Annotated in this window: 28 protein-coding genes; 18 read left to right on the top strand and 10 right to left on the bottom strand. The window is 64.9% G+C overall.

Going from position 1 to position 25756, the window contains the following annotated elements:
- Positions 1 to 94: 94 nt before the first annotated feature.
- The 9 genes from JQ586_RS30600 (at position 95) to JQ586_RS30560 (ending at position 8810) form a co-directional block, all read left to right on the top strand.
- Positions 95 to 868, top strand: a complete 774-nt coding sequence (locus tag JQ586_RS30600; RefSeq protein WP_212398358.1) for a pyridoxine 5'-phosphate synthase — start codon at positions 95 to 97, stop codon at positions 866 to 868.
- Positions 865 to 1281, top strand: coding sequence for a holo-ACP synthase (gene acpS, locus JQ586_RS30595; protein WP_212398357.1), 417 nt, complete (start codon positions 865 to 867; stop codon positions 1279 to 1281). The genes JQ586_RS30600 and acpS overlap by 4 nt, the downstream gene beginning before the upstream one ends.
- A 281-nt stretch (positions 1282 to 1562) precedes the next feature.
- Positions 1563 to 2321: a signal peptidase I gene (lepB, locus tag JQ586_RS30590; protein ID WP_212398356.1), complete on the top strand. Its 759-nt coding sequence runs from the start codon at positions 1563 to 1565 to the stop codon at positions 2319 to 2321.
- The gene (gene rnc / locus JQ586_RS30585) at positions 2318 to 3139 is read left to right on the top strand and encodes a ribonuclease III (protein WP_212398355.1); all 822 of its coding nucleotides are present in this window, start codon (positions 2318 to 2320) and stop codon (positions 3137 to 3139) included. The genes lepB and rnc overlap by 4 nt, the downstream gene beginning before the upstream one ends.
- On the top strand, positions 3132 to 4055 hold the full coding sequence (gene era, locus JQ586_RS30580; RefSeq protein WP_212398354.1) for a GTPase Era: 924 nt from the start codon (positions 3132 to 3134) through the stop codon (positions 4053 to 4055). Before rnc ends, era begins: the two co-directional genes overlap by 8 nt.
- Before the next feature lie 14 nt (positions 4056 to 4069).
- Entirely contained in the window at positions 4070 to 4450 is a 381-nt protein-coding gene (locus JQ586_RS30575) for a hypothetical protein (protein ID WP_212398353.1), read from the top strand.
- Between the two features lie 128 nt (positions 4451 to 4578).
- Entirely contained in the window at positions 4579 to 5328 is a 750-nt protein-coding gene (gene recO, locus JQ586_RS30570) for a DNA repair protein RecO (protein ID WP_212398352.1), read from the top strand.
- 72 nt (positions 5329 to 5400) lie between these two features.
- Positions 5401 to 7656: a DNA topoisomerase IV subunit A gene (gene parC, locus JQ586_RS30565; RefSeq protein ID WP_212398351.1), complete on the top strand. Its 2256-nt coding sequence runs from the start codon at positions 5401 to 5403 to the stop codon at positions 7654 to 7656.
- Between the two features lie 179 nt (positions 7657 to 7835).
- Positions 7836 to 8810, top strand: coding sequence for a cation diffusion facilitator family transporter (locus tag JQ586_RS30560; protein WP_212398350.1), 975 nt, complete (start codon positions 7836 to 7838; stop codon positions 8808 to 8810).
- A 7-nt stretch (positions 8811 to 8817) separates the two neighbouring features.
- Here JQ586_RS30560 and JQ586_RS30555 read toward each other — a convergent pair whose 3' ends face one another.
- Positions 8818 to 9621 carry a helix-turn-helix domain-containing protein gene (locus tag JQ586_RS30555; RefSeq protein WP_212398349.1) on the bottom strand — a complete coding sequence of 268 codons (804 nt, stop codon included), beginning with the start codon at positions 9619 to 9621 and terminating at the stop codon, positions 8818 to 8820.
- Positions 9622 to 9700: 79 nt separating this feature from the next.
- Here JQ586_RS30555 and JQ586_RS30550 point away from each other — a divergent pair, with 79 nt between their 5' ends.
- Positions 9701 to 10573, top strand: a complete 873-nt coding sequence (locus JQ586_RS30550; RefSeq protein WP_212398348.1) for a DMT family transporter — start codon at positions 9701 to 9703, stop codon at positions 10571 to 10573.
- A 4-nt stretch (positions 10574 to 10577) separates the two neighbouring features.
- Here JQ586_RS30550 and JQ586_RS30545 read toward each other — a convergent pair whose 3' ends face one another.
- A complete protein-coding gene (locus JQ586_RS30545; RefSeq protein WP_212398347.1) occupies positions 10578 to 10772 on the bottom strand; it encodes a hypothetical protein in 195 nt (64 codons plus the stop codon).
- Positions 10773 to 10906: 134 nt separating this feature from the next.
- Between JQ586_RS30545 and JQ586_RS30540 the strand changes: the two genes are divergently transcribed.
- Entirely contained in the window at positions 10907 to 12166 is a 1260-nt protein-coding gene (locus JQ586_RS30540) for an adenylate/guanylate cyclase domain-containing protein (RefSeq protein ID WP_212398346.1), read from the top strand.
- 43 nt (positions 12167 to 12209) lie between these two features.
- Here JQ586_RS30540 and JQ586_RS30535 read toward each other — a convergent pair whose 3' ends face one another.
- The 4 genes from JQ586_RS30535 to JQ586_RS30520 all read right to left on the bottom strand — a co-directional run bounded on the left by JQ586_RS30535 (position 12210) and on the right by JQ586_RS30520 (position 17143).
- Positions 12210 to 13451: an MFS transporter gene (locus JQ586_RS30535; protein ID WP_212398345.1), complete on the bottom strand. Its 1242-nt coding sequence runs from the start codon at positions 13449 to 13451 to the stop codon at positions 12210 to 12212.
- 138 nt (positions 13452 to 13589) lie between these two features.
- Positions 13590 to 15350, bottom strand: coding sequence for a flotillin family protein (locus tag JQ586_RS30530; RefSeq protein ID WP_212398344.1), 1761 nt, complete (start codon positions 15348 to 15350; stop codon positions 13590 to 13592).
- 3 nt (positions 15351 to 15353) lie between these two features.
- Positions 15354 to 16016 (bottom strand): OB-fold-containig protein, encoded by a 663-nt coding sequence (locus tag JQ586_RS30525; RefSeq protein WP_212398343.1) that lies wholly within the window; start codon positions 16014 to 16016, stop codon positions 15354 to 15356.
- On the bottom strand, positions 16013 to 17143 hold the full coding sequence (locus JQ586_RS30520) for a PspA/IM30 family protein (protein WP_212398342.1): 1131 nt from the start codon (positions 17141 to 17143) through the stop codon (positions 16013 to 16015). The genes JQ586_RS30525 and JQ586_RS30520 overlap by 4 nt, the downstream gene beginning before the upstream one ends.
- A gap of 120 nt (positions 17144 to 17263) precedes the next feature.
- Between JQ586_RS30520 and JQ586_RS30515 the strand changes: the two genes are divergently transcribed.
- The gene (locus JQ586_RS30515) at positions 17264 to 18637 is read left to right on the top strand and encodes an Nramp family divalent metal transporter (protein ID WP_212398341.1); all 1374 of its coding nucleotides are present in this window, start codon (positions 17264 to 17266) and stop codon (positions 18635 to 18637) included.
- 10 nt (positions 18638 to 18647) lie between these two features.
- On the opposite strand, the gene JQ586_RS30510 is transcribed toward JQ586_RS30515, so the two are convergent.
- The 3 genes from JQ586_RS30510 to hemB form a co-directional block, all read right to left on the bottom strand.
- A complete protein-coding gene (locus JQ586_RS30510; protein WP_212398340.1) occupies positions 18648 to 19424 on the bottom strand; it encodes an arginyltransferase in 777 nt (258 codons plus the stop codon).
- Between the two features lie 84 nt (positions 19425 to 19508).
- On the bottom strand, positions 19509 to 20060 hold the full coding sequence (locus JQ586_RS30505; protein ID WP_212398339.1) for an RDD family protein: 552 nt from the start codon (positions 20058 to 20060) through the stop codon (positions 19509 to 19511).
- Between the two features lie 164 nt (positions 20061 to 20224).
- The gene (gene hemB / locus JQ586_RS30500) at positions 20225 to 21298 is read right to left on the bottom strand and encodes a porphobilinogen synthase (RefSeq protein WP_212398338.1); all 1074 of its coding nucleotides are present in this window, start codon (positions 21296 to 21298) and stop codon (positions 20225 to 20227) included.
- Between the two features lie 184 nt (positions 21299 to 21482).
- Here hemB and JQ586_RS30495 point away from each other — a divergent pair, with 184 nt between their 5' ends.
- The 4 genes from JQ586_RS30495 to JQ586_RS30480 all read left to right on the top strand — a co-directional run bounded on the left by JQ586_RS30495 (position 21483) and on the right by JQ586_RS30480 (position 23745).
- A complete protein-coding gene (locus tag JQ586_RS30495; protein ID WP_212398337.1) occupies positions 21483 to 21944 on the top strand; it encodes a DUF6163 family protein in 462 nt (153 codons plus the stop codon).
- A 624-nt stretch (positions 21945 to 22568) separates the two neighbouring features.
- Positions 22569 to 23087, top strand: coding sequence for a transcriptional regulator LdtR (ldtR, locus tag JQ586_RS30490; protein WP_212398336.1), 519 nt, complete (start codon positions 22569 to 22571; stop codon positions 23085 to 23087).
- Positions 23088 to 23271: 184 nt separating this feature from the next.
- Complete coding sequence (locus tag JQ586_RS30485) at positions 23272 to 23502, top strand: hypothetical protein (protein ID WP_212398335.1); 231 nt, start codon at positions 23272 to 23274, stop codon at positions 23500 to 23502.
- A 21-nt stretch (positions 23503 to 23523) separates the two neighbouring features.
- Positions 23524 to 23745 (top strand): hypothetical protein, encoded by a 222-nt coding sequence (locus tag JQ586_RS30480; protein ID WP_212398334.1) that lies wholly within the window; start codon positions 23524 to 23526, stop codon positions 23743 to 23745.
- A 45-nt stretch (positions 23746 to 23790) separates the two neighbouring features.
- Here the strand turns inward: JQ586_RS30480 and JQ586_RS30475 are convergent, their stop codons facing one another.
- Positions 23791 to 23973, bottom strand: coding sequence for a hypothetical protein (locus JQ586_RS30475; protein WP_212398333.1), 183 nt, complete (start codon positions 23971 to 23973; stop codon positions 23791 to 23793).
- 633 nt (positions 23974 to 24606) lie between these two features.
- Between JQ586_RS30475 and greA the strand changes: the two genes are divergently transcribed.
- The gene (greA, locus tag JQ586_RS30470; RefSeq protein ID WP_212398400.1) at positions 24607 to 25089 is read left to right on the top strand and encodes a transcription elongation factor GreA; all 483 of its coding nucleotides are present in this window, start codon (positions 24607 to 24609) and stop codon (positions 25087 to 25089) included.
- 89 nt (positions 25090 to 25178) lie between these two features.
- Positions 25179 to 25520, top strand: a complete 342-nt coding sequence (locus tag JQ586_RS30465) for a hypothetical protein (protein ID WP_212398332.1) — start codon at positions 25179 to 25181, stop codon at positions 25518 to 25520.
- The last annotated feature ends 236 nt before the right edge of the window (positions 25521 to 25756 follow it).

Raw genomic sequence — 25756 nt, 5'->3', positions numbered from 1 at the left:
TGTCGTCGTTGCCGGGCTCGACCCGGCGATCCATCTCCAGGAGTGATGCGCGGTGCGCACCCGCGCTTCGCCGGTTCTATTTGCAGGTCAGAGAATGTCCAAAGCTCCACCGCTGCGCCTCGGCGTCAATGTCGATCACGTCGCGACCCTGCGCAATGCGCGGGGCGGGGCTCGACCCGATCCGGTGCGCCTGGCGCTTGCCGCGATCGCGGCCGGTGCCGACGGCATCACCGCGCATCTGCGCGAGGATCGCCGCCATATCCGCGATGGGGACATGGCGCGGCTGAAGGCCGAGATCTCGAAGCCGCTGAATTTCGAGATGGCAGCGACCGACGACATGCTGCGTATTTCGCTCGCCACCAAACCGCATGCCGTCTGCCTCGTGCCGGAGCGGCGCCAGGAACTCACCACCGAGGGCGGTCTCGACGTGGTCGGCCAGCACAATGTGCTTTCCCCGTTCATCGCGCGGCTCAGCGATGCCGGCATCAGGGTGTCGCTGTTCATCGCCGCCGATCCCCGGCAGATCGAGATGGCCGCGAAACTGAAGGCGCCGGTGATCGAGATTCACACCGGCGGCTGGTGCGATGCGGTGGTCGACGGCCACGCCGACAAGGCCGCGTCCGAGTGGAAGCGCATCGTCGAGGGCGCGAAACTCGCGCAAGCGGCCGGGCTGGAAGTCCATGCCGGCCACGGCCTCGACTACGAGACCGCAGAGGCGATCTCGGTGCTGCCAGAGATCCGCGAACTCAACATCGGCTATTACATGATCGGCGAGGCCCTGTTCGTCGGCATCGACGAGACGGTCCGCGCCATGCGCGCCGCGATGGAGCGCGGCCGCGCCAGGGTGCAAGGTGCGACCAGCGCATGATCATCGGCATCGGCTCCGACCTCATCGACATCACCCGCATCGGCAAGGTGATCGAGCGCCATGGCGAGCGCTTCCTCGAGCGCATCTTCACCGACGCCGAGCGTGCCAAGGCGATGCGGCGCGCCAACAGCGAGAAGATGGTGGTCGCGACCTACGCCAAGCGCTTCGCAGCCAAGGAAGCCTGCTCCAAGGCACTCGGCACCGGAATCCGCCGCGGAGTGTGGTGGAAGGACATGGGGGTGGTGAACCTGCCCGGCGGCCGTCCGACGATGCAATTGACCGGCGGCGCGCTGGCGCGGCTCGAGGAACTGACGCCCGAGGGCATGGAGGCGCGGATCGACCTCTCGATCACCGACGACTGGCCGCTGGCGCAGGCCTTCGTCATAATTTCGGCCGTTGCCCCCGGCAAATGAGGCCCGCGATGCGGGGATGCTTCCGAAACTCCGGCAAAACTAAAAATCATTGATATTTCAATGGATTGCGAAGTTTTGACCCGACGATTGATTGCGTGCCCGCGAACAACCGTCTAAAACGCCGCAGGGTATTATCGAGCGAGACGCGAATTCGGGTTTACGCCGGAATTTGCCCTCAAGTTCAGAATCAAGGCCATTTTCCTCGCGCGAGGGGACGCTTCGCGTGAAGAAAACGTTCTGCCACCACGTGGGCGCCAGGACCCGCGGGAATTGGGAAAGCAATGAGCGCGACCACCGGGACCAAATCTGAGAGCGGCTTCGGAGAAACCATCCGCGTCGTCATCCACGCCCTCCTGATTGCGCTCGTGATCCGGACCTTCCTGTTCCAGCCGTTCAACATCCCCTCGGGCTCGATGAAGGCGACGCTGCTGGTCGGCGATTACCTGTTCGTCTCGAAATACTCCTACGGTTACAGCCACTACTCGATCCCGCTGTCGCCGCCGCTGTTTTCGGGGCGGATCTTCGGCTCCAACCCGAATCGCGGCGACATCGTCGTGTTCCGGCTGCCGAAGGATGACACGACCGACTACATCAAGCGCGTGATCGGCCTGCCGGGCGACCGCATCCAGATGAAGGAGGGGTTGCTCTACATCAATGACGTCCCGGTCAAGCGCGAGCGGCTGAGCGACTTCGTCGGCGAGGACCCCTGCGGCTCGGATGCCACCGCAAGGGTCAAGCGCTGGAAGGAGACGTTGCCGAACGGCGTCACCTACGAGACGCTCGATTGTGTCGACAACGGCTTCTACGACAACACCAACGTCTACACGGTGCCCGAAGGCCATTTCTTCATGATGGGCGACAACCGCGACAACTCGACCGACAGCAGGGTGCTGTCGGCGGTCGGCTACGTGCCGCTCGAGAACATCGTCGGCCGGGCCCAGATGATCTTTTTCTCTATCGCCGAGGGCGAGCACGCCTGGATGTTCTGGCGCTGGCCCACCGCCGTGCGGTGGAATCGCATATTCTCCATCGTGCGATGAACGACGAGACGCCAGCCATCAAGGACCAACCGCCTCCCGGTGAGCCGAGCGAGAGCGCCGCCGCCGGCGGCGCAGCCGTGCCGAAGAAGCGGCGCAGCAAGGCCGCCAAGGCCGCGGAAGAGAGGGCCGCGATCGCCGGCACCGAGGCGCGCATCGGGTACACATTCGCCGATCCGGCACTGTTGACCGCCGCGTTCACCCACGTCTCGGCGTTGAAGCCCGCCGCCCGCAACCGCGCCGACAGCTACCAGCGGCTGGAATTCCTCGGCGATCACGTGCTCGGGCTGATCGTCTCCGACATGCTGTTCCGCGCCTTTCCGAAGGCCGACGAGGGCGAGTTGTCGAAGCGGCTTGCCGACCTCGTCCGCAAGGAGAGCTGCGCCGACGTCGCGAAGTCGCTCGGGCTGCTGGAGGACATCAAGCTCGGCCTGGTGAAGGCGGTGGAGGGGGCGCGTCTGCGCAAGTCGGTCCTCGGCGACATCTGCGAGGCCGTGATCGGCGCGATCTATCTCGACGGCGGCTTCGATGCCGCCCGCCTGTTCGTCGAGCGCAACTGGACGGAGCGGATGCACAAGCTGCGCCGTCCGTTGCGCGATCCCAAGACCGTGTTGCAGGAATGGGCGCAGGGCAAGGGGCTGCCGACGCCGGTCTATCGCGAGATCGAGCGCACCGGCCCGCACCACGATCCGCAATTCCGCGTCGCGGTCGAGCTGCCGGGACTGACCTCGGCGGAGGGCCTCGGCGGTAACAAGCGTGCGGCAGAGAAGGCCGCGGCGTCGGCAATGATCGAGCGCGAAGGCGTCGGCACCAATGACTGACGAGGCGAAAGCGGAAGCAACCGCGACGCGCTGCGGCTTCGTCGCGCTGATCGGTGCCCCCAATGTCGGCAAGTCGACGCTGGTCAACGCGCTGGTCGGCTCCAAGGTCACGATCGTGTCGCGGAAGGTGCAGACCACGCGGGCGCTGATCCGCGGCATCGTGATCGAGGGCAATGCGCAGATCATCCTGGTCGATACCCCCGGCATCTTCGCCCCGAAGCGCCGACTCGATCGCGCCATGGTGTCGACCGCCTGGAGCGGTGCCCATGACGCCGACCTCGTCTGCGTGCTGATCGACGCCAAGTCGGGGCTCGACGACGAGGCGCAGGCGATCCTGACGAAGCTCGAGAGCGTCGCGCATCCGAAGATCCTGGTGCTGAACAAGGTCGATCTCGTTCAGCGCGAGAAGCTGCTGGCGCTCGCGCAGGCCGCCAACGAACGGATGCGCTTCGAGCACACCTTCATGGTCTCGGCGCTGTCGGGCGACGGCGTTGCCGATCTGCGCGATACGCTGGCGAAGATGGTGCCCGAGGGGCCGTTCCTGTATCCCGAGGACCAGATGTCGGATGCGCCGATGCGGCATCTGGCGGCGGAGATCACCCGGGAGAAGATCTATAGCCATCTGCACCAGGAACTGCCGTACCAGTCGACGGTCGAGACCGACAGCTGGAAGGACCGCAAGGACCAGTCGATCCGCATCGAGCAGACGATCTATGTCGAGCGCGAGAGCCAGCGCAAGATCGTGCTCGGAAAGGGCGGCGCCACCATCAAGTCGATCGGGGCGCAGGCACGTGCCGAGATCGCCGAGATCATGGGCGTCCCTGTGCACCTGTTCCTGTTCGTCAAGGTGCGCGAGAACTGGGGCGACGATCCCGATCGCTACCGGGAAATGGGACTGGAATTCCCAAAAGAGTAAGAACCGGCTGTGCGATGACCGTCCCGAGAAATGTGCTGTGGTTTGAAGTGCTGCTCTATCTGTCGCTGACGCTGGACTCGTTGTCGGTCGCGTTCGCGGACCGCACGCCGAGCGAGGCGAGGACCGAACAGATGATCATGGGCGACACGCTGGTGACGGGCGGCATGATCCTGCTGCTGATGTATTTCGTCTGGCTTGCCGCGCAGCGGCGCAAGAACTGGGCGCGCTGGGTGCTGGCCGCGATGCTGGCGCTCTCGGTGGCCTCGCTGCTGCAGGCGATCGGGGTGGAAGGCCTCGCGCTCGACAGCGGCATCGAGGTGGTGTCCTGCATCGTGACCGCGTTCGGCCTCTATTTCTCGTTCACCGGCGACGCCAAGGGCTGGTTCAACGCGTGAGGCGCCAGGTGTCATTCCGGGGCGCTGCGAAGCATCGAGCCCGGAATCTCGAGATACCGGGTCTGGTCCTTCAGTTCATCCCGGAATGACGACTGCAGGGACAGGCGGAATCCTGTAATCTCTCGTTCATGGAATGGACCGACGAAGGCATCGTGCTGGGCGTGCGGCGGCATGGCGAATCGTCCGCCATCGTCGAGCTGTTGACGCGCGAGCATGGCCGCCATCTCGGGCTGGTGCGCGGCGGTGCAAGCTCGCGGATGCGGCCGCTGCTGCAGCCCGGCAACAGCGTCGCCGCGGTGTGGCGTGCGCGGCTCGACGAGCATCTCGGCATGTACACGCTGGAAGGGACGAGACTGCGCGCGGCGACGCTGCTCGCCTCGTCGCACGCGGTCTACGGCGTCACGCATCTCGCCGCGCTGGCGCGGCTGCTGCCGGAGCGCGATCCGCACGAAGACATCTACGAGATGCTCCAGGGGACGCTCGACGATTTCGACGACGCCGGCACGGCCGCGGTGCATCTCATCCGCTTCGAGCTGGCGATGCTCGCCGAGCTCGGCTTCGGGCTTGACCTGGAGAATTGCGCGGCAACCGGCGCAACGAGCGAGCTGGTCTACGTCTCGCCGAAATCCGGCGGCGCGGTGTCGCGCGCGGCGGGCGAGCCGTGGCGCGACCGGCTGCTGCCATTGCCGGCCTTCCTGCGCGAAGGCGAGGGCGGCGCCAATGCCTGGTCGGACCAGGATCTGCTCGACGGCTTCGAGATTACCGGCCTGTTCCTGCGGCGCCACGTGCTGGAGCCGCGCGGGCAGGGCCATTCCGACGCCCGCGGGGGGTTTATCAACGCCGTCACCAAGCGGCGGACACGCACAGCGGTTCCGTAGGCCCGATTCGGGACCTAAATTGCTGCTGATTCGCGGCTTGCCCGATTCAGCGACACGGTTTAACGCCTCCCCATGGGAAAACGACAGGTACCGCCGGAAGAGCCGGCCGAAATCCACGAGGTGCCGCTGCGCGATGCGCTCGAGGAGCGCTATCTCGCCTATGCGCTCTCGACCATCATGCATCGCGCACTGCCGGACGCCCGCGACGGGCTGAAGCCGGTGCACCGGCGCATCCTCTACGGGATGCGGCTGCTGCGGCTCGATCCGGGGACCGCGTTCAAGAAGTCGGCCAAGATCGTCGGCGACGTGATGGGCTCGTTCCATCCGCATGGCGACCAGGCGATCTATGACGCAATGGTGCGCCTGGCGCAGGACTTCTCCTCGCGCTACCCGCTGGTCGACGGCCAGGGCAATTTCGGCAATATCGACGGCGACAACCCGGCCGCCTACCGCTACACCGAAGCCCGCATGACCGAGGTCGCGCGGCTGCTGCTCGACGGCATCGACGAGGACGGCGTCGAATTCCGCCTCAATTACGACGGCCAGTCGAAGGAGCCGGTGGTGCTGCCGGGCGGCTTCCCCAATTTGCTTGCCAATGGCTCGCAGGGGATTGCGGTCGGCATGGCGACCTCGATTCCGCCGCACAACGCGGCCGAGCTGTGCGACGCCGCGCTGCATCTGATCGAAAAGCCCGATGCCAAGTCGAAGGCGCTGTTGAGGTGGGTCAAGGGACCGGACTTCCCGACCGGCGGCATCATCGTCGATTCCAAGGAAGCGATCATCGAGGCCTACACCACCGGCCGCGGCTCGTTCCGCACCCGCGCGCGCTGGTCGGTGGAGGAGGGCGCCCGCGGCACCTGGGTGGTCGTGGTCACCGAAATCCCGTGGCTGGTGCAGAAGGCGCGCCTGCACGAGAAGATCGTCGAGCTGCTCGACCAGAAGAAGCTGCCGCTGGTCGGCGACGTCCGCGATGAATCGGCGGATGACATCCGCTTCGTCATCGAGCCGAAGTCGCGCACGGTCGATCCGGCACTGATGATGGAATCCCTGTTCCGGCTGTCCGAGCTGGAAAGCAAGATCTCGCTGAACCTCAACGTGCTGGTGAAGGGCCGCATCCCGAAGGTGGTGGGCCTTGCCGAATGCCTGCGCGAATGGCTCGACCATCTGCGCGACGTGCTGATCCGCCGCTCCAACTACCGCAAGGCGCAGATCGAGCATCGCCTTGAAGTGCTCGGCGGTCAGCTCGTTGCCTTCTTGAACCTCGACAAGGTGATCAAGATCATCCGCACCGAGGACGAGCCGAAGCCCGTCCTGATGAAGACCTTCAAGCTGTCGGACATCCAGGCCGACTCCATCCTCAACATGCGGCTGCGCAATCTGCGCCGGCTCGAGGAAATGGAGATCCGCAACGAGGACAAGGAGCTGCGCAAGGAGCTGAAGGGCATCGAGGGCCTGCTCGGTTCCGAGACGCAGCAATGGGCCAAGGTCGGCGAGCAGGTCACCAAGGTCCGCGACATTTTCGGTCCCAAGACCCCGCTCGGCAAGCGCCGCACCACCTTCGCCGATGCGCCCGAGCACGATCTCGCCGCGATCGAGGAGGCCTTTGTCGAGCGCGAGCCGTGCACTGTCGTGATCTCGGAGAAGGGCTGGGTGCGGACCCTGAAAGGGCACGTCGAGGATCTGTCGGGGCTCGCCTTCAAGACCGACGACAAGCTCGAGCACTCGTTCTTCGCCGAGACGACCTCGAAGCTGCTGCTGTTTGCCACCAACGGCAAGTTCTACTCGCTCGACGTCGCGAAGCTGCCCGGTGGCCGCGGCCATGGCGAGCCGATCCGCATGTTCATCGAGCTCGAGCAGGACGCCGCGATCGTCTCGCTGTTCGTCAACAAGGGCGAGCGCAAGTTCCTGATCGCGAGCAGCGAGGGCCAAGGCTTCATCGTCAAGGAAGAGGACTGCGTCGGCAACACCCGCAAGGGCAAGCAGGTGCTCAATGTCGAGATGCCGAACGAGGCCCGGGCGATCGCGACTGTGACCGGCGACACCATCGCTGTGATCGGCACCAACCACAAGATGGTGCTGTTCGGCGTCGACCAGGTGCCGGAAATGGCCCGCGGCCGCGGCGTCCGCTTGCAGAAATACACCAGCGCGTCGTTGTCCGACGTGGCGGTGTTCGACTCCAAGATCGGCCTGACCTGGAAGGACTCGGCCGGCCGCGAGCACAGCATGACCTTGAAGGAACTGGCCGACTGGCGCGGCAACCGCGCCGACGCCGGCCGGCTCGCACACGGCCTGCCGAAGTCGAACAAGTTCAACCGCGGCGTGGAGTAGGGATCCCGTAGCCCGGATGCAGCGGAGCGAAATCCGGGATCTGCGCCAAACGCGAGAGCGGTCCCGGATTGCGCTGCGCTCCATCCGGGCTGCGCATTTGGGCGAGCCGGATGTGATAGTATCCACATTTTACGGCGCTATAACCGTCGCCAACGATATCAGGCGACGGTTGCCACGCAATGGCGCATCATCATCATCATCATCACCACGACCACGACCACAGCGGTCATTCCCACGGTCATTCCCACGGTCATTCTCATGGCCATGCCGGGCATAGCCACGCGCCAGCCAGTTTCGGCACGGCGTTTGCGATCGGGGCCTGGCTGAACGCGGCGTTCGTCGTGGCCGAGGTGATCTTCGGCTACTCCGCCAATTCGCTGGCACTGGTGTCGGACGCCGTTCACAATCTCTCCGATGTGATCGCCCTGCTATTGGCCTGGGGCGGGACGTGGCTGGCAGGCAAGCGGCCGACCGACACCCACACCTACGGCTATCGCCGCGCCTCGATCCTCGCCGCGCTGTTCAATGCCGGCCTGCTGCTGATCGCGGTCGGCGGCATCGCGGTCGAGGCGTTCAATCGCTTCCGCGAGCCGGCGGAGGTTGCAAGCTGGACCGTGGTCTGGGTTGCGGCGCTTGGCATCCTGATCAACGGCGGCACAGCGCTCCTGTTCATGCGCGGCCGCGACTCGGACCTCAATGTCCGCGGCGCCTACCTGCACATGGCGGCCGACGCCGGCGTCTCGTTCGGCGTCGTCGTCGCCGCGCTGCTGATCATGGCGACCGGCTGGCAGTGGCTTGATCCCGCGATCAGCCTCGTCATCGCCGCCGTCGTGCTGGTGAGCGGCTGGGAACTGGCGCGCGACAGCGTCAATCTGGCGCTCGACGCGGTGCCGCGGGGCATCGATCTCAAGGTGGTGAGGGCGTATCTCGCGACGCTGGAGGGCGTCACCGAGGTTCACGATCTCCACATCTGGGCGATGAGCACGAGCGAGACCGCGCTGACGGCGCATCTGGTGCGTCCCGGCGGCCATGACGATGCGTTCCTGCACCATGTCTGCGCCGAGCTCTCGCACCGGTTCCAGATTCACCACGCCACGCTTCAGGTCGAGATCAGCAGCGAGACCTGCCGGCTCGCGCCGGCGGAAATGGTGTAGGCGGAGGTCAGTCGGCCTTCGCCGCCCATCCGCGGAAGATCCGGCTGGTCTCCTCGTCCATCGGAAAGAAGCTCTCGATGCGAAGTTCTTGCAGCGTGATGTCCTGGGGAATTCCGAGCGTCGCGATGGTCGTGAATAATTGCAGATGGACATCGCCCTTGCGAAACAGCATCGGCAGCACCGGCCCCGGCGTGGAGGAGGGAGGTGGCGCAGCGAGCGCCGTCGCCACGCCGTCATAGGCGAGCAGGCGCTTCAGCAATTCGGCTGTGCCGGCGCTGCCGTCGGCCGCAGCGTCGGCCTCCACGCTGCGGATGAAATAGCCGGCGACCTCGGTCCAGTTGGTGAGATACGGCCGCAGCACGTCGGGTGCGACCAGCGCGTCGGCGAGATTGACCGGTGTGCCGGGAGCGAGCGGACCTACCAGGAATTCGACCAGCCGCCCGGCGCCTGCATTGGCGAGCAGCAGGTTCCAGTGCCTGTCGACCGCGACCGCAGGGAACGGCTCCTGCTGTGCCAGCATGAAGTCCAGCGCAGCGCGGATTTGCACAAGCTCGGGCGCCGCGAGATCGGTCTGCCGCCACACCGGCGCGAAGCCGGCTGCAACGAGCAGGGCGTTCTGCTGACGCAGCGGGACGTCGAGCGCCGCGGCAAGCCTGATCACCATGTCGCGGCTCGGCGCGGCCCGTCCGAGTTCGAGGAAGCTGAGATGCCGCTGGGAGATGTCGGCGCGCCCGGCGAGCTCCAGCTGCGAATAGCCCTTGCGTTGCCGCCACCAGCGGAGGCTGGCCGCGAATTCGTGCTGCTGCGACATGAATACCTGCCGGGTAGTTGCCGAAACGACCTCATGGGGCAAGATGCCACATCAGAAACCCAAACGCATTGGGCCCGGAATGAGCGAATGGATCGGCGTTGCGATCGCACTGGTGTCGAGCTGCCTCGGCGGTACTGCGGCGGCGATCACGCGCTATCTGGCAGGCAATGCCGATCCGGTCACGCTCGCCATTCTGCGCTGGGCGATCGGCTTTCTCTGCGTCGGCCCCGTCGCCGTCCTGACGCGCGCAAAATGGCCGCAGCGTGCCGACCTGCCTGCGGTCGCGGCGCTCGGCCTGGCGTTCTTCGGCGTATTCTTCGTGCTCTACAACATTGCGATGTCCTACACGACGGCGGCACGCGCGAGCCTCGCGCTGGCGACATTGCCGCTTTCCACCATGGTGGTCGGTGCCGCGCTAGGGGTCGAGCCGCTGACGTTGCGCAAATCGACCGGCGTCCTGATTGCGGTGCTCGGCGTGGGGGCCGCGCTTGCATCCGGATTGTCGACCGCGCCGGCGGGCGCGTGGCGCGGCGAACTGATCATGATGGCAGCCGTGCTATGCATGGCGTTCTACAATGTCCTGTCGCGTCCCTTCATCCGGCGGTCGAGCGCGCTCGGGTTCCTCGCCGTCGGCATGGGCACCGGGGCCTTTGCACTCGTCTTTGTGGGAATGCTGACCGGTAGCCTAGCGACGCTGCGCGATTTCGGTCCACCGCAGTGGATCGCGGGACTCTATCTCGGAGTGGCCGGCGGCGCGCTGGCCTTCATCTTGTGGGTGAAGGCGCTGGAGCGGGCGTCCCCGACGCGGGTCGCCAACACCATGACGGTCAATCCGATCGCAGCCGGTCTGCTTGCGACCCGCTTGGTCGGCGAACCGATCACGCCCAACCTGGTGGCCGGCCTGATCGCGGTGTTTGCCGGGATCTGGATCGCCACGTCGGAGCGCAAATAGATGGCTAGCTTCGCGGTGGTGACGGCGCGGTGACCGGCGGCGGCGCGGGGCTGTGCTTCGGCTTCAGCGTGCCGGCGTAGAACGACAGGGTGAAGATCAGGATCAGGGCGACCAGATAGACCCCGTAGGACTGCGGCGGGGTGATCGCCCATTTCACGAGGCGCTGGAAGGAGGTGGCCGGGGCGGCATCGTTGTCCATGTCGTCTTGTGCGCGAAAGCCGTGCCGAATGAAAGCGCAAATCGGCCGGGTTGGTCAGTGTGCTTGGTCCGCGTGCGTCTGGGTTGCGGCGACGCATCTTCCTTCCGCAGGAATTGCCCGGCATAATTCGCTGTATGGAACTGACACCCCGCTTGCGCCTGATGAACTGGCTGGTCCACCAGGGTCTCACGGGCCTGCCCGAAAACGACCTGATACGCGGCTTCTGCGAGCGCTGCTGCGCCGAAGGGCTCCATTTGGCGCGCGGCATGGTGTTCATCGACACGCTGCACCCGATCTTCGAGGGGCGCGGCTTCCGCTGGAACGACGCCGAGACCAACGAGAGCGACGCGTTCGAATATGGCTCGACCAACGAAGGCGAAGCCGCTGACGCCTGGCGGCGTTCGATCTTCTACCACATGCTCGAAAACGGCCACCAGGAGATGCCGCTCGAGCTCGCTCAAGGCCAGTCCTACAATTTCAAATTCACCGGCGATCTCCTCGACAGAGGTCACAAGCATCTGGTGGCCTATGTGCACCAGTTCGGCGAAGGCGGCACGATGGGGCAGATGGACTGCGTCTATTCCTACTGGACGACCCGGCGGGACGAGGGATTTGGCGAGCAGGGGCTGGAGGCGCTGCGCGATCTCGTGCCGGTGCTGGGGCTTGCGATCAAGTCGGCGGCGCAGGCCGATATCACGCGCACGCTGGGGCGGGTCTATCTCGGGCGCGACACCGCCGAGCAGGTGCTTCGCGGCCGGATCACCCGCGGCGTCACCGAGCGCATCAATGCGGTGCTGTGGTTCTCCGACCTGCGCGGCTCGACCGCGATCAGCGAAAGCATAGAACCCGACGAGATCATCCCGTTCCTCAACGACTATGCACAGGCCTCGATCGATGCCATCCATGACGCCGGCGGCGAGGTGCTGAAGCTGATCGGGGACGGCGTGCTGGGGATGTTCACGCACGAGAACATGGCGAAGGCCAAGCGCGCGGCACTGCGCGCCGAGCATCGCTTCCGGCACAACATGCAGACGGTCAATGTCCGTCGCACCACGGAGGGCAGGGCGGCGACCTCGGCACATGTCGGCCTGCATGTCGGGGAGGTGTTCTACGGCAATATCGGCAGCGACGACCGGCTCGACTTCACCGTGGTGGGGCCGGCGGTCAATGAGGTCAGCCGCATCGCCTCGATGTGCCGTTCAGTCGATCGCGAATTGCTGACGTCGTCGGCGTTCCGTGCCGGCCTCGACGCGGCAGGACGAAACTACCTCGTTTCCACCGGCCGCTATGCGCTGCGCGGCATCGGCCAGGCCCAGGATCTCTTCACCCTCGACCCGGCCATTGCCGCCGACGAGGTCGTCGGCGGCAAGTACGAACGGTATCTGGCGAGCTGAGGTCTCTCCACTGTCATTGCTTCGGTGCTCGCAATGACGGCTGCTAGCAGCGCGCCAGCTCGCCGACCATGTCGGGTTGCCGCGTCAGCGAGACGGCAGGCGAGATCAGGATCACCAGCGCCTGCGCCGCGAAGATCGCGGCGGCGAGGTAGAGGCAGGTCTCGGCACCGTAGAGGCCGCCGACGACAGCGCCGAGCGCGGAGCCGAGCGGGCGGGCGCCGTAGCTCATGATGTTGATCGCCGACACGCGGCCGAGCAGCGAAGGGGGCGTCACCGACTGCCGCAGCGTGGTGGTCGAGATCACCCACAGGATCGGGCCGACGCCGAGCAGGAAGTAGCTGAGGCCAGCGAGCAGCGGTGTCGGAAACCACGTGGTCAGGGCCATCACGACCGATGCAACGAAGCCGGTCACCGGGCCTAGTCCGATCACGGTGCCGAATGCCAGCCGCTTCATCACGCGGGTCGCAAACAGCGCGCCGACCACCATGCCGACACCGTACATCGCAAGCGTGGTGCCGACACCGGTCGCGCTAAGCCCGAGATGCCGCACTGCATAGGGCACGAACACAGCGAGCAACAGGAACGAGCCGGTGTTGAAGATGAACTGGGTCACGAACACCGGACGCAGCAAGGAATGGTGAAACACGAAGGCGGCGCCTTCCTTGATGTCCTTGAGCGGGTGGCGCTGCGGCGCCGGCGGGCGCGCCGGCTCGTAGACGCCGGCCAGCAGTACGACCGCGATCGCGGACAGCGCCGCGGCAAAGCCGAACGCGGGTGCGGCGCCGACCCAGCCGACCAGCACGCCACCGAGCGCGGGCCCGCTGGCGAAGGCGACGGTGCGCGCCAGCTCGATGCGGGCATTTGCCGCCGGCAGCAGTGCAGGCGTCACCAGCGAGGGCACCAGCGCCGGCGCGGCAACACTGTAGGCGACCGTGCCGCAGACGGCGATGAAGCCGAGCAGCGCCAGCAGCGGCAGGGTCATCAGGCCGAGCCAGAGCAAAAGCAGGATCGCCGCAAGCGCGGCGGCACGCAGCGCCTCCGAACCCGCCATCACCCAGCGCCGCGATACGCGGTCGGCGAGCAGGCCCGCGGGTATGGCAAACAGGATGAAGGGCAGCGTCAGCGCGGTCTGCAGAAGGCCGGTCTGTCCCTCGCCGACGCCGAGCAGCAGCACGGCGACGATCGGAGCCGCGGCGAGCGCGATCTGCTCCGCCGATTGTGCGGCGAGGTTGGACCAGGCCAGGCGGTTGAAGGTTGTGGGCAAATGATGTGTGTCGGCGGACATGTCAGATTCCTGTGAGGATTCGATCCAGCCATAGTGTGTGGATGGGCGGCGTCCGATCCCACCCGTTTCCCGACAACGCCAAATGCAAAGGCCCGCCGGGAAGGCGGGCCTTTTTTGACGCGATGTTTGATCAGGCCGTCACTGCGTTTTGGAACCGGGTGCGAGGTGGCCTGTGATGGTGCCGACCAGCGCCTGGGGTTGCACACCATCGGCGATCGCGGGCACCTCGGGCGCAGCGGTCTCGGCCTTGCGTTGCGCGAGCGCGCTGGTGAGGCTCGAGAGTGCGTCGGGTCCGGCCGGGAATCCCGCCTCGGACAGGATCTTGTCGATCATCGGCTTGAACGCCGAGACCGACAGCAGCTGAGCGGCGAGGCCGTCGCCGAGCCCGAGACCGCCATTGCCGTTGGCGTGGCCGTTGCCGCCGCCGCGGCCGAGCAGGCCGCCGGTGTCGAAGATACGGATGTCGGAAATCTTCTCGATCGGCTTGACCGCCTCGGCGAGTGCGTTCGGGATCACGTTGATGCGCGCAAGGTTGAGATCGTATGCGATCATGTCCGCGCTCAGCCTGTTGCGTGCTTCCGCCTTCATCGTCGCGACTTCGGCCTCGGCCTGGCCGAGCGACTTGACGCCGGCAGCACGCGTGGTCGCCGCGGCCGCATCGGCCTTGGCGAGAACGTTGGTTGCTTCCGCCTTGTTGGCGGCGGCCTGGCGCTCGGCCTCGGCCATCACGGTGATCGGCATCGCGTTGGTCTCGGCAGCCTTGCGCGCGGCGATCACGTTGATGATCTTGTCGCGCTCGGCGATCTCCGTGGCGCGCGCCGTCGTGACCTTTTCCTCGGCGGCAATCGCAACCGCCCGCGCGGTCTCGGCGATGGTCTGGGCTTCCGATTGCTCCTTGCTCTTGGCCGCGACCGCGATCGCGCTTTCCTGGGCGACGATCTGGAGGTCGCGCTCCATTTCGGTGTTGCGGCGCTTCACCGCCAGATCCGCCTCGATCTTGCGGGTGTCGCGGGCCTGGTTGGCCTCGGTCTGCTTGTTGGCGACCGCAAGCTCCTGCTGGATGCGGTATTCGGCCTCGTTCTGCAACGCGGTCTGTTCGACCTGCGCGGTTTGCGCCCGCATCGCCGCCGTCTTGTTGGCGATATCGCGCTGCTGCGCCAACTCGGCCTCGCGCTTGGTGCTCTCGATCGTCAGCGTGGTCTGTCGCGCCACCAGGTCCTGTTGCGCGATGTTGACCTCGGTGGTGCGGACGATCTGGTTGCGCTCCTGTTCACGCTCCTTGGTGATCTTGGTCAGGGTGGTCAGGCCGTGCGCGTCGAAGAAGTTGCTCGGATTGAAATGCTTGATGTCGCTCTGGTCGAGCTTGGTCAGCGACACCGATTCGAGCTCGAGACCATTGTTCTGGATGTCGGCGCCGACCGCGTCCTGCACCGCCTTGACGAAGGTGGCGCGCTGCTCCTGCAGTTCCTCGAGGTTCATGGTCGCGGCGACCGAGCGCAGGCCGTCGACGAACTTCGCCTCGACCAGCTCGCGGAGCTCGGCCGCGTCATTGGTGCGGTTGCCGAGCGTCTGTGCGGCCAGGGCGATCGAGGAGGTATCGGGTTTGACGCGGAGATAGAACTCGGCGCCGATGTCGACGCGCATGCGGTCCTTGGTGATCAGCGAATCCGGGCCGCCGCGCGCGACCTCGAGCCGCAGCGTCTTGAGGTTGACCGCGGCGGTCGAGTGGAAGATCGGCAGCACCATGGAGCCGCCGTCGAGCACGACCTTCTGGCCGCCGAGGCCGGTGCGGACATAGGCCTCGTCGCGGGTCGAGCGCTTGTAGAGCTTTGCGAAGAGGAGGCCAATCACGAGGATGGCTAGGACGCCAATGGCGACGGGTACAGCGAATTCCCACATGTGTTATGCCCTGTTGGAAGATTGTTGTTGCTGAATGAGGTCGGCGGGAGCGGCGATCGCGATGAAGCACCTCGCGTCACGATCGACCAGCAGCACGCTGGCACCGACCGGCAACGCTTCGGATTCGCGGCTGGCACGCGCCGACACGGTATGCCAGTTGCCGAAGACATCCTTGAGACGGACGCGGCCGGGCAGGCCCTGATCGAGCGGGCCGACCGCAACGGTGGCGACCTTGCCGACAAAGTCGTTGTCATCAACCGCGTAGCTCTCGTCGCGCGGGATCATGCGCGCGAGGCCGCGGCTCGCGGTCCTGACGAGGGGGACGCTGACGGCGGCGGCCGCCAGCGCGGCAATCGATACGGGGATGGCGGTGCCGACGGCATGCGCCACGCCCTGGAGCAAAAAGCCTCCGATCGAGAATATGCCGAGAACCAGGATGATCAGGATCAGGAGGGGAAGCCGTCCGGCGTTGATCCAGAGAAACAGGCCACTGAGAGCATTATGGCTCTCGGCCTCGACCGCGAAATCCTTGCCGATGAGTTCGCTGATCGAAAGTCCGATCATGGTGCTCAGCAGTTCGATACCGCCAAGCGCCACCATGATCGCAGCCGCGACCGCAAACGGCCGCACGTCGGAGGCGAGCAGAATGTCGCCAACTGCACTCATTGTTGTGACTTGATCCTTTCAAGCCGCGCCGCGATTTCCTTTTCGCGATGCAGGCGATCGAGTTCGTCAAGCTCCTTGTCGCCGAGCACGCTCGCTGCGGGAACGCCGGTCACCCGTGCAATCGCCGCCATGGCGCGTTCGGCACTCATTGTATTGGTCGGCGATGGGCCCCGGTTGGTTTCCTGCTGGGATTCCCGGATCAGGCTTTGTTCGAGATCGGTTAATCGCGCCTCGGCCTCGCGGCGCGCGCCGAGCATCGCCTGCAAGGCCTTGGTCTGCTCGTCGATTTCGAGCTCGATGAAATCCATCGCGCGCTCCAGCGCGATCATCTGGGACTCCAGATCAATTTGCCGTGCGACGCCGGCGCGCGCGAGGTCCTCGCGATTTTCCGCAATTGCGAGACGAATCTTTTCGGTGAGATTTGCGGTCTCGGTATCAAGTTCTTCGCGCCGCCGCTTCAGGCGAAACTCTTCGGCGCGCGATTTGCCGAGCGCGTAGCGTGCCTCGTCGGCGCCGGCGTCGATCTCGCGGATCGCCTGCTTGACCAGCGCGACCTTGTTGGCGTTCTCGGCATTGTCGATGGTCTGGCTCGCGATGGCGGCAAGAAGCCGGCCCATGCGCGCAAGGATGCCTTCGTGAAGCATGGTCTTCTCCTCCGGTTGTGCTGATTTCGATTTCACGGCGATGTGGATTTCGTAGCCGCGTCCATCCGAGACCAAGTGTGCCGGGAAGGGGCTTTCCCAGCCCGACACATATCCCGGCACCTCGAACGGCACCAAGACGCGTCCGCTGACAGTGCTAATGGTCAGTGAAGTTGGACCCTTGATCGCGAACAACTTGTCGTCGAGCGGGATCCGGCGGACGGCCGCGTCAGCGGCATAGTTGGCGCGGTCGCGCAGCCCGAGCGTCACCAGCCGTGCCGGCAGGCCGGTCTCCCGCCGGATCGTCTCGTAGGCCTGGGCGTGCAGCGAGACCAGATTGGCGCCGACGGGGGCGACTTCCGCGAGGATCTCCATCATGCGGGCATAGGCCGCAAACGTCGCCTCGATAGCCGCGATGCCTGTCGGGTCAGGGGCGAGTGCGTAGCGAAGCGTGGCGGTCGGCGTCTCGACGGGTAGTTTGATCATGCTTAGAATATAAAGCACTTCTTCAGTGCTTTACAAGAAGGGCGGCGATAGCATCTTCGTAAGCCTAGATGCAGTTGCAAATGAGTTGCATTAAGTGATCGGCTACGCCATCTTGGTGGTATGGACGCTCGAACGCCTCAGACGCACACGGTTGCCCTCCAGGAAGCCCTTCCGGCCGCTGGCTGGCGCGGCGACGCAGGCCATGCCCGCAGCCTCCCGGAGGTCAATGCGACCGTCGCGGTCCCCAGCGGCGGATTGTGGTGGCGGCGCCTGCTGGCCTTCGCCGGACCCGGTTACCTGGTTTCGGTCGGCTATATGGACCCCGGCAACTGGGCCACCGACATCGCGGGTGGCTCGAGGTTCGGCTACACGCTGCTCTCGGTCATCCTGCTATCCAACCTGATGGCGATCCTGCTGCAGGCGCTTGCGGCAAGGCTCGGCATCGCAACCGACCGCGACCTGGCGCAGGCCTGCCGGGCGACCTATTCGCGACCGGTGAACCTGATGCTGTGGCTGGCCTGCGAGGCCGCCATCATCGCCTGCGACCTCGCCGAGGTGATCGGCACCGCGATCGCGCTCAAGCTGCTGTTCGGCATTCCCCTGGTCGGCGGGGCGTTGCTTGCGGCGCTCGATGCGTTCCTGCTGCTGCTCCTGATGAACCGCGGCTTCCGCTTCCTCGAGGCGTTCGTGATCGCGCTGCTGATCGTGATCGCGGTGTGCTTCGTGGTGCAGATCGCCGCCGCCGCGCCGCCGGTCGCCGCCGTGATCGGCGGCTTCATGCCGTCGCACGAGATCGTCACCAATCCCGAGATGCTCTACATCGCGATCGGCATCATCGGCGCGACCGTGATGCCGCATAATCTCTATCTGCATTCCTCGATCGTGCAGACCCGCGCCTATCCGCGTACCGAGGAGGGGCGGCGTGATGCGATCAAATGGGCGACTGTCGATTCCACCATCGCGCTGATGCTGGCGCTGTTCGTCAATGCCGCGATCCTGGTGCTGGCGGCCGCGACCTTCCACAAGAGCGGCCATTCCGACGTCGCCGAGATCGACCAGGCGTTCGAGCTGCTGTCGCCGCTGCTCGGCCTCGGCATCGCCTCGACGCTGTTTGCCGTCGCGCTGCTGGCCTCCGGCCTCAACTCGACGGTAACGGCGACGCTTGCCGGCCAGATCGTGATGCAGGGCTTTCTCGACCTGCGGCTGCCGGACTGGGCGCAGCGGCTGCTGACGCGGGGGATCGCGATCGTGCCCGTGATCGTCGTTGCTGCGCTCTATGGCGAGCGCGGAACCGGGCAGCTTCTGGTGTTCAGCCAGGTCGTGCTGTCGATGCAGCTGCCGTTCGCGGTGATTCCGCTGGTCCGCTTCGTCGCCGACCGGCGCAAGATGGGCGCGTTCGCGATTTCGGCGCCGGTGGCAGCAGCGGCATGGATCGTCGCCGGGCTGATCGTGATCCTCAACTTGAAGCTCCTGATCGATACGTTCACGGGCTGAGGCCGATCGCTCAGTCCTGCGGCTCCGCCGGGACCTCGCCGGTTGCCTCGACGCGGAGCCAGCCGCTTGGCGCGAGGCGCTGCTGCGGCAGGAAGCGTCCCTTGTAGTCCATCTTCTTGGATCCCTCGATCCAGTAGCCGAGATAGACGTAGGGAAGGCCCTGCCGCCGGGCGCGGGCGATGTGGTCGAGGATCATGAAGGTGCCGAGCGAGCGCGCCTCCTGCGACGGCTCGAAGAACGAATAGACCATCGACAGCCCGTCGCTGAGCACGTCCGTCAGCGCCACCGCGATCAACTCGTCGCCTCGGCCGGTGATGCCGCTGTCGACGTTGCGCTTGCGGTATTCGATGATGCGGGTCTCGACATGGCTGTCCTCGACCATCATGGCGTAGTCCAGCACCGTCATGTCGGCCATGCCGCCGTTGCGGTGGCGGCGGTCGAGATAGGCGCGGAACACCGAATACTGCTCTGAGGTCGGCACCGCGTTGCGCTGCTCGCCGATGATGTCGGCGTTGCGGGCGAGAACCTTGCGGAAATTGCGGGAGGCGCGGAATTCGTTGGCGACCACCCGCACCGAAACGCAGGCCCGGCACTGGTCGCAGGCCGGCCGGTAGGCGATCGACTGGCTGCGGCGGAAGCCGCCATGTGTCAGCAAGTCGTTGAGATCGCCCGCCTTGTCGCCGACCAGATGCGTGAACACCTTGCGCTCGTGCCGGCCCGGCAGATACGGGCATGGCGATGGCGCCGTCAGGTAAAATTGCGGAGTGTCACGCGAATGCTGGGTCACGTCAGATCGTCAGGCTCCAAACAAACAAGGCAGCCGAGTTAGCATCGCCCTCCAGAAGCTAACGGTCAATTGGTTTAGGCGGGCCTAATAGGCACGCGCTGCCCGGGTCACCTCGGTCCGGACCGAGCTGTTGATAACCACGGTTCCGAGGATGATGTCGTGGAGCAGCCTGCGTCGGCCGTTGAACAGGCCGACCAGCAGCACCAGCGGCGACAGGAACGAGACCAATACCCAGAACAGCACCGCGCGGGTCGCGCCGAGCACGAAATAGCCCGGCGACCCGTACCAGGTGCGTAACTCCAGATCCATCACGCGCATGCCGATGGTGGCCGAATGCCGCCCGCCGATCGAGCAGCCGTAATAGACGATCGCCCAGATGATGGAGGCGGGCGAAACCAGCCAGAACAGCGCCCAGCCGAGGCCGAGCGTGACCACTCCGAACAGGGCGATGAAGATCACGCCGAGGATGACCGGCACCGACAGCACGACGAGGTCGATCAGGAACGCGAACACCCGCCGCGTCAGCACGCCCCGGAACAGTTCCGGCTGCGCCCACGGATCGAACGCATGCGGCGGGACACCGCCGTCGTTGCGCCAGGCACCGCCATAAGGGCCCCTGTCATTGCTGTACGACATGCCAACCTCCGATTGATATCCCGGGCAGGACATGGGAACTGGTCGAACGCAAGCCAAGCCCCGGGAAACTCCATGGAGCCGAAATATTCCGGGGGAACCATGGCGAACAGGGAGCGGCGAATGGCGAATGGAAGCAGATGAAATTCCATTCGTGCCGGCGACCCTCACGCGCCGGCCTTGATCTTCTCCGCTGCCTTCGGTGCGAAGTAGGTCAGGATGCCATCGGCGCCGGCGCGCTTGAAGCCGACCAGGCTCTCCATGATCGCGCGCTCGCCGTCGATCCAGCCATTTGCGGCGGCGCCCGCGATCATCGCGTATTCGCCCGAGACCTGGTAGACGAAGGTCGGCATCGCAAAGGTGTCCTTCACGCGCCGGACAATGTCGAGATAGGGCATGCCGGGCTTGACCATCACCATGTCCGCGCCCTCGGCGATGTCGAGCTCGACCTCGCGCAGCGCCTCGTCGGAATTGGCGCTGTCCATCTGATAGGTGCGCTTGTCGCCGGTCAGGGTCTTGGCCGAGCCGATCGCATCGCGGAACGGTCCATAGAAGGCGGAGGCGTATTTCGCCGCGTAGGACATGATCTGCACCTCGCCGAAGCCGTTGTCGTCGAGCGCCTCGCGGATCGCGCCGACGCGGCCGTCCATCATGTCCGACGGCGCGATGATGTCGCAGCCGGCCTCGGCCTGCGTCAGCGCCTGCCTCACCAGCACCGCAACCGTCTCGTCGTTGAGGATCTTGCCGTCGGCAATCAGCCCGTCATGGCCATGGCTGGTGAAGGGATCGAGCGCGACGTCGCAGAGCACGCCGAGATCGGGGAATTCCCGCTTGATCGCGCGCACCGACTGGCAGACCAGATTGTCGGGGTTGAGCGCCTCCGAACCCTCTTCATCGCGCAGCGAGGGCTCGGTGAACGGGAACAGCGCGATGCAGGGGATGTCGAGCCTGGCCGCGCGCTCGGCGTCGCGCACGATCTGGTCGACGGTGAGGCGCTCGACGCCGGGCATCGAGGCAACGGGAGTGCGGGTGTTGTGGCCGTCGACAACGAACATCGGCCAGATCAGGTCGTCGGTCGTCAGCACGTTCTCACGCACCAGCCGGCGTGCCCATTCGGACTTGCGGTTGCGGCGCGGCCGCACCGTGAGATCGAGCGAGGATGAGGCGAGGGGTGTCTGTCGTTCGCCCTGGCGTCGCGGCGCGTCGCGCATTTCGATCGGGCGTCCGAATTTGATCGCCATGTCTGTTCTCCCGACGGCGGCTTGGTTTCGACCTGATATAATTCCGCTTCTAGCACCTTTAAGGGGCGGGCGTCATCGCAGCCTGACACCCTCGAATTGCCGTAACGGCGATTGATTTTGCCGCTCGGGCGGGTCAAGAGTCCCACCATGAACCTCGCTTTGCAGCCCCTGCGCGGCACCTCGCATGTCTGACACCTCTGCGCGCGATCAGGCACGGGACACTGCCATGCCGGTCGGCGGCATCTCGTCCGATCGCATCGAGCCGGACGAGAACGCCTGGACGCGGCGTCTCGTCATCTTCCTGCGCATCATGGCCGTCGTGTCGATCGCCAAGGGCCTTTACCACTGGGCCCAGGTCACCGGCTTCGTCGGCGGCGAGGAGGAGGCCTTCGAGAACCAGTCGATGGCCTGGCAGACCGCCACGATCTATTTCGCCGTCATCGAACTCGTCTCAGCGGTCGGGCTCTGGCTCGCGACGCCTTGGGGCGCGGTGGTGTGGCTGACCGCGGTCGTGTCGATGGCGGTCATTGAGCTGATGTTTCCCGGCATCTACGGCGGCAGCCTCACGGTGGTCGCCTTCGAGGCCGTGATGCTTGCGGCCTACCTTGCGCTGGCCTGGATGGCAGCCCGTGAACGTCCGCCGTAGTCCAGTCTCCACTGTTGCCTCACTGCGACAGCGCGTCTGAATCGCCACCTTCGCAACGCCGGTGCGCGCACTGAGAAGACAGAATCACAGGCTCTGCTAGGTGAAGCGCCCGGACCGCGCTGTTCAGAGACGACAGATCGTGCAGCGCGGATCTCTCGGGACTGCCGCCGGGGCCTGTTGTCGGGTCTAGGCATATTTGCCAGCCGGTGTTGCGCTGGCCGGCGGCGGGACCACTTTGCTGCTGTCCAGCGTCGCCACGCGTCATGCGTGCAGAACCCAGCCGTGCGATCCCGTAAGATTTTCGAAGATTTTTCCGCTAACCCTTCGGTGACCGTAAAGGGTTCCCGCACGACCGTTACGCCACCGTTTCGAATTCACACGAAGCTGTTTCCGAATGTGACAGGGGAGGCAGACGAAGCGTGAACAGGTGCTCTGCACCGTCAATGAAAAGTTTCGAAAAGCCCTTGATCCATGGGCTTAATCCGCGATTCACTGTCTTAAATTCATGATCTCTTTATTGTCTTATTTAAGCTGATCTTCAAACGGCCCCCTTAAGTTGCAGCTATCAGGCGGGACACAAGTTTCGTCGAATAAGTCGATAAAAACGACAACAGGGGAAGTGTCATGATGAAAGCCGTTGCGACAACGGCGGCGGATGCCGCCGATCGCGCTGCCGGTCAGGCTCCGGTGCAGCCGCTCTATCTCGAAGCCCTGACTTTGGTGGAGCGGCTGCACCGCCGGCTCCTCGACGTCATCAAGGACGAGTTCGATCGCCGCGGACGTGCCGACATCAACTCGGTGCAGGCGCTGCTGCTGTACAATATCGGCGACAAGGAGCTGACTGCCGGCGAGCTGCGCACCCGCGGCTACTATCTCGGCTCCAACGTCTCCTACAATCTGAAGAAGCTCGTCGAGCTCGGCTTCCTCGATCACCAGCGCTCGCGCGTCGATCGGCGTTCTGTTCGTATCCGTCTGACTGCGCAGGGCCAGGAAGTCCGCCGCATCGTCGACGCGCTGTATCAGAAGCACGTCAAGACGGTCGAGCAGGTCGGTGGCATCTCGAACGAGGAGTTCGCGAGCCTCAACAAGTCGCTGCACCGGCTCGAGCGGTTCTGGACCGACCAGATCCTGTATCGCCTCTGAACTTCCCCTCCCGCCTGTCGGCCAAGCCGGCGGTTCAAAAGACCGGCAGCCATCCTCCAATCAGCGCATCGGCCATGCCCGGCCGGTGCGCTTTGTCGTTTTCGCGGTTGCGAAATAAATTCTTCCCGCCGTGGAACCATGGCTTCATCAGCGCTTTATCCGTTAGCCATTGGAGAAGCAGGACATGCTGGTTGAGCGCGAGTCGCAGGTGTTGAATATGGAGGTGGTTGGCGACGCCTATGCCATCGCTTCCAATTATCTGCGCAAGTGCGGCGCCATCCCCGATGCCTACGTCACCAATCAGCGCCTGCTCGGTATCATCGTGAAGCTGTTCCAGCACGGTGAGATGAACCGGATCCGCCTCGCCAACAAGGCGATCGCGAGATTCGAGGCCGAGACGCTGATCCTCGTCTAAGTCGCAAATCCGGAGACATCAGTGGAAGCCGCCATCGATCGCATCATGCTGACCTATGACCTGCTGCTCAATCGCTCGACCGCCGCGAGCGAGGAGGCGCGGGCCAAGGTGACGGATTATGTCCGTACCCTGTTCGAGGCCGGCGAGAAGGATACGCATCGCCTCACCGTGTGCGGTCTCACCTATCTGCGCCAGCTCGACGGCAGCACGGATCACATCAAGGCGGGGTATACGGGGCTGTAGGGTCGCAGCTTCCCCACGTCGCAATGGACGGGGGCGAATTCCGATTCAACTGTCAAACAGCCCGCCGGTGTCGTCACCCGCGCATGCGGGCGATCCGGTATTCCAGATGCGGCTGTGCTTGAGCCGAGAGGCCGCGGCATACCGGATCGCCCGGTCGAGCCGGGCGATGGCACGAGGATGACGACGCGGCTTCGCGCTCTCGCGACATGATTTGTCCGAGTCCTTCATCTCGTTTCACCCTCTCTCAGTAGTGAGGGCGCAGGGAAAGCCGGGCGCCGATCGCACCCATGGGCCCCGAGCAACAAAGGTAGCTCGGGGGTAGGACCACAGGTGTAACCGGAACATCCCGGCTTTCCCTGCGCGATGGGTTACGGCTTATACGTGCTCGCCCCGGTGAGACTGGGCTTTTTTGTCACCGCCGTCAGCAAGAGACGTTGGTCTCTTGCTGACAGGACACCTGCCACTAGGGCGTCAGGCCTGCACGATTTCGCCGTCCGCTATCCGCCGCGACCGTCAATCGCGACATCGGCGTCCACCGCATCCCACCACAACGTTCGTGACGATCGCGAAGCGCCCCTCGAGCGGGTGAGACGGGCGAATTCATACATCAATTCGATATTCGTGAAAACAGAATTATTTTTGCTGCCGGGAGACTTGACGGGTTTTCGTTTGATTTGCCCGTCGTGTCGAACGGGCAACACCCGTTGCCGCATCGCCCCGCAGCGACGACCCGTCCCTCCGCCGGCATCCGGAGGAACCCGGGGTGGGCATTTTCATTATATCGTCATACATTTACTCTTTGCGCGTCGGGTCTGCGTTCAGCGGAGGGCGGCGAGCGTCTGTGCGATGGGAGCGTCAGGATTGAGTGTCGCCTTCACCAAGGAAGAAAGCGCGGAAACGGCGTCGGAGACCCTGCTCCCCGATCGCCCGATCTCGCCGCATCCGAACCTGGTCACGGCGGAGGGATTGAAGGCGCTCGAGCTGCAATTGCAGGAGGCGCGCGAGGCGTATGACGCCGCGCAGCAGGTTGAAGACGTCAATGAGAAACGCAGGCTCTCGGCGGTCCCGCTGCGCGACAAGCGCTATCTGACTGAAAGAATCCGCACGGCGCAGGTCAAACCAAATCCGGCGTCGACCGAAACAGTCGCCTTTGGCAGTACGGTGACCTTCAGCCGAGCCGACGGGCGCGTGCAGACCTATCGCATCGTCGGCGAGGATGAAGCCGATCCCAAGCTCGGGTCGATTTCATTCGTCGCTCCGGTGGCGAGATCACTGATGGGCAAAGCTGTCGGCGATGTTGTTGGCTCCGGCAGTCAGGAACTCGAGATCGTCGCGATCGCGTGAGTTCGGATCGGATACGACGGGCAAATCGGATTCAGATTGCGCGCGAGCCGTTGTATCGTGGTGCGCGTCCCTCATCGCGGCATCGATCCATGGCCCGAACCCGCAGCCTTCCGGTCGTCCTGATTTTGCTCGGCTTGACGGCCAGCACCGCGGCGCCTGCCGCCGAATCGCCCTCCGGCGCGCCGTCGACGTCGCTGAGGAAATGCGTCGATATGGACGGCCGTGAATTCTACTGGTCGTGGAGCAACGTGCCGTTCGCGAGCACGTGCTCGAGCGAAGCCTCGGAAGAGGCACACCCGAGTGTTGACGCCTGTCGCGCCGGTTGCAGTGATCGCCTGGGGGCATGCTTCCCCTCGACGACGGACAAGCATGAAATCGACGCGTGCTTCGACCGGCTGGAAAGCTGCCAGGCGTCATGCACCGGGAAGTAGGACTAGGCGTGTGCTCATTAAACGGCCTGCGTGACCGATGTCCGCTCCTTCCCCAATAGCGGCGCTGAAGTGGACATCGACTTCCGGGTTGGGCCAGAAGGGACCATCCCAGCGACTTACCGTTGCCGCACGGCTGGTAGTGTTGCCAATGCCCCGTCCTGATGTCCGTCCGGCTAAATCCTCGCCATCCAGTTCCCCCGAGCCGCAACTATTACCCCCCCCCCCCCCCCCCCCCC

This window comes from Bradyrhizobium jicamae (genome assembly GCF_018130215.1).
GTDB lineage: Bacteria > Pseudomonadota > Alphaproteobacteria > Rhizobiales > Xanthobacteraceae > Bradyrhizobium > Bradyrhizobium jicamae_A.
This window is presented reverse-complemented; position numbering and strand designations above follow the sequence as displayed.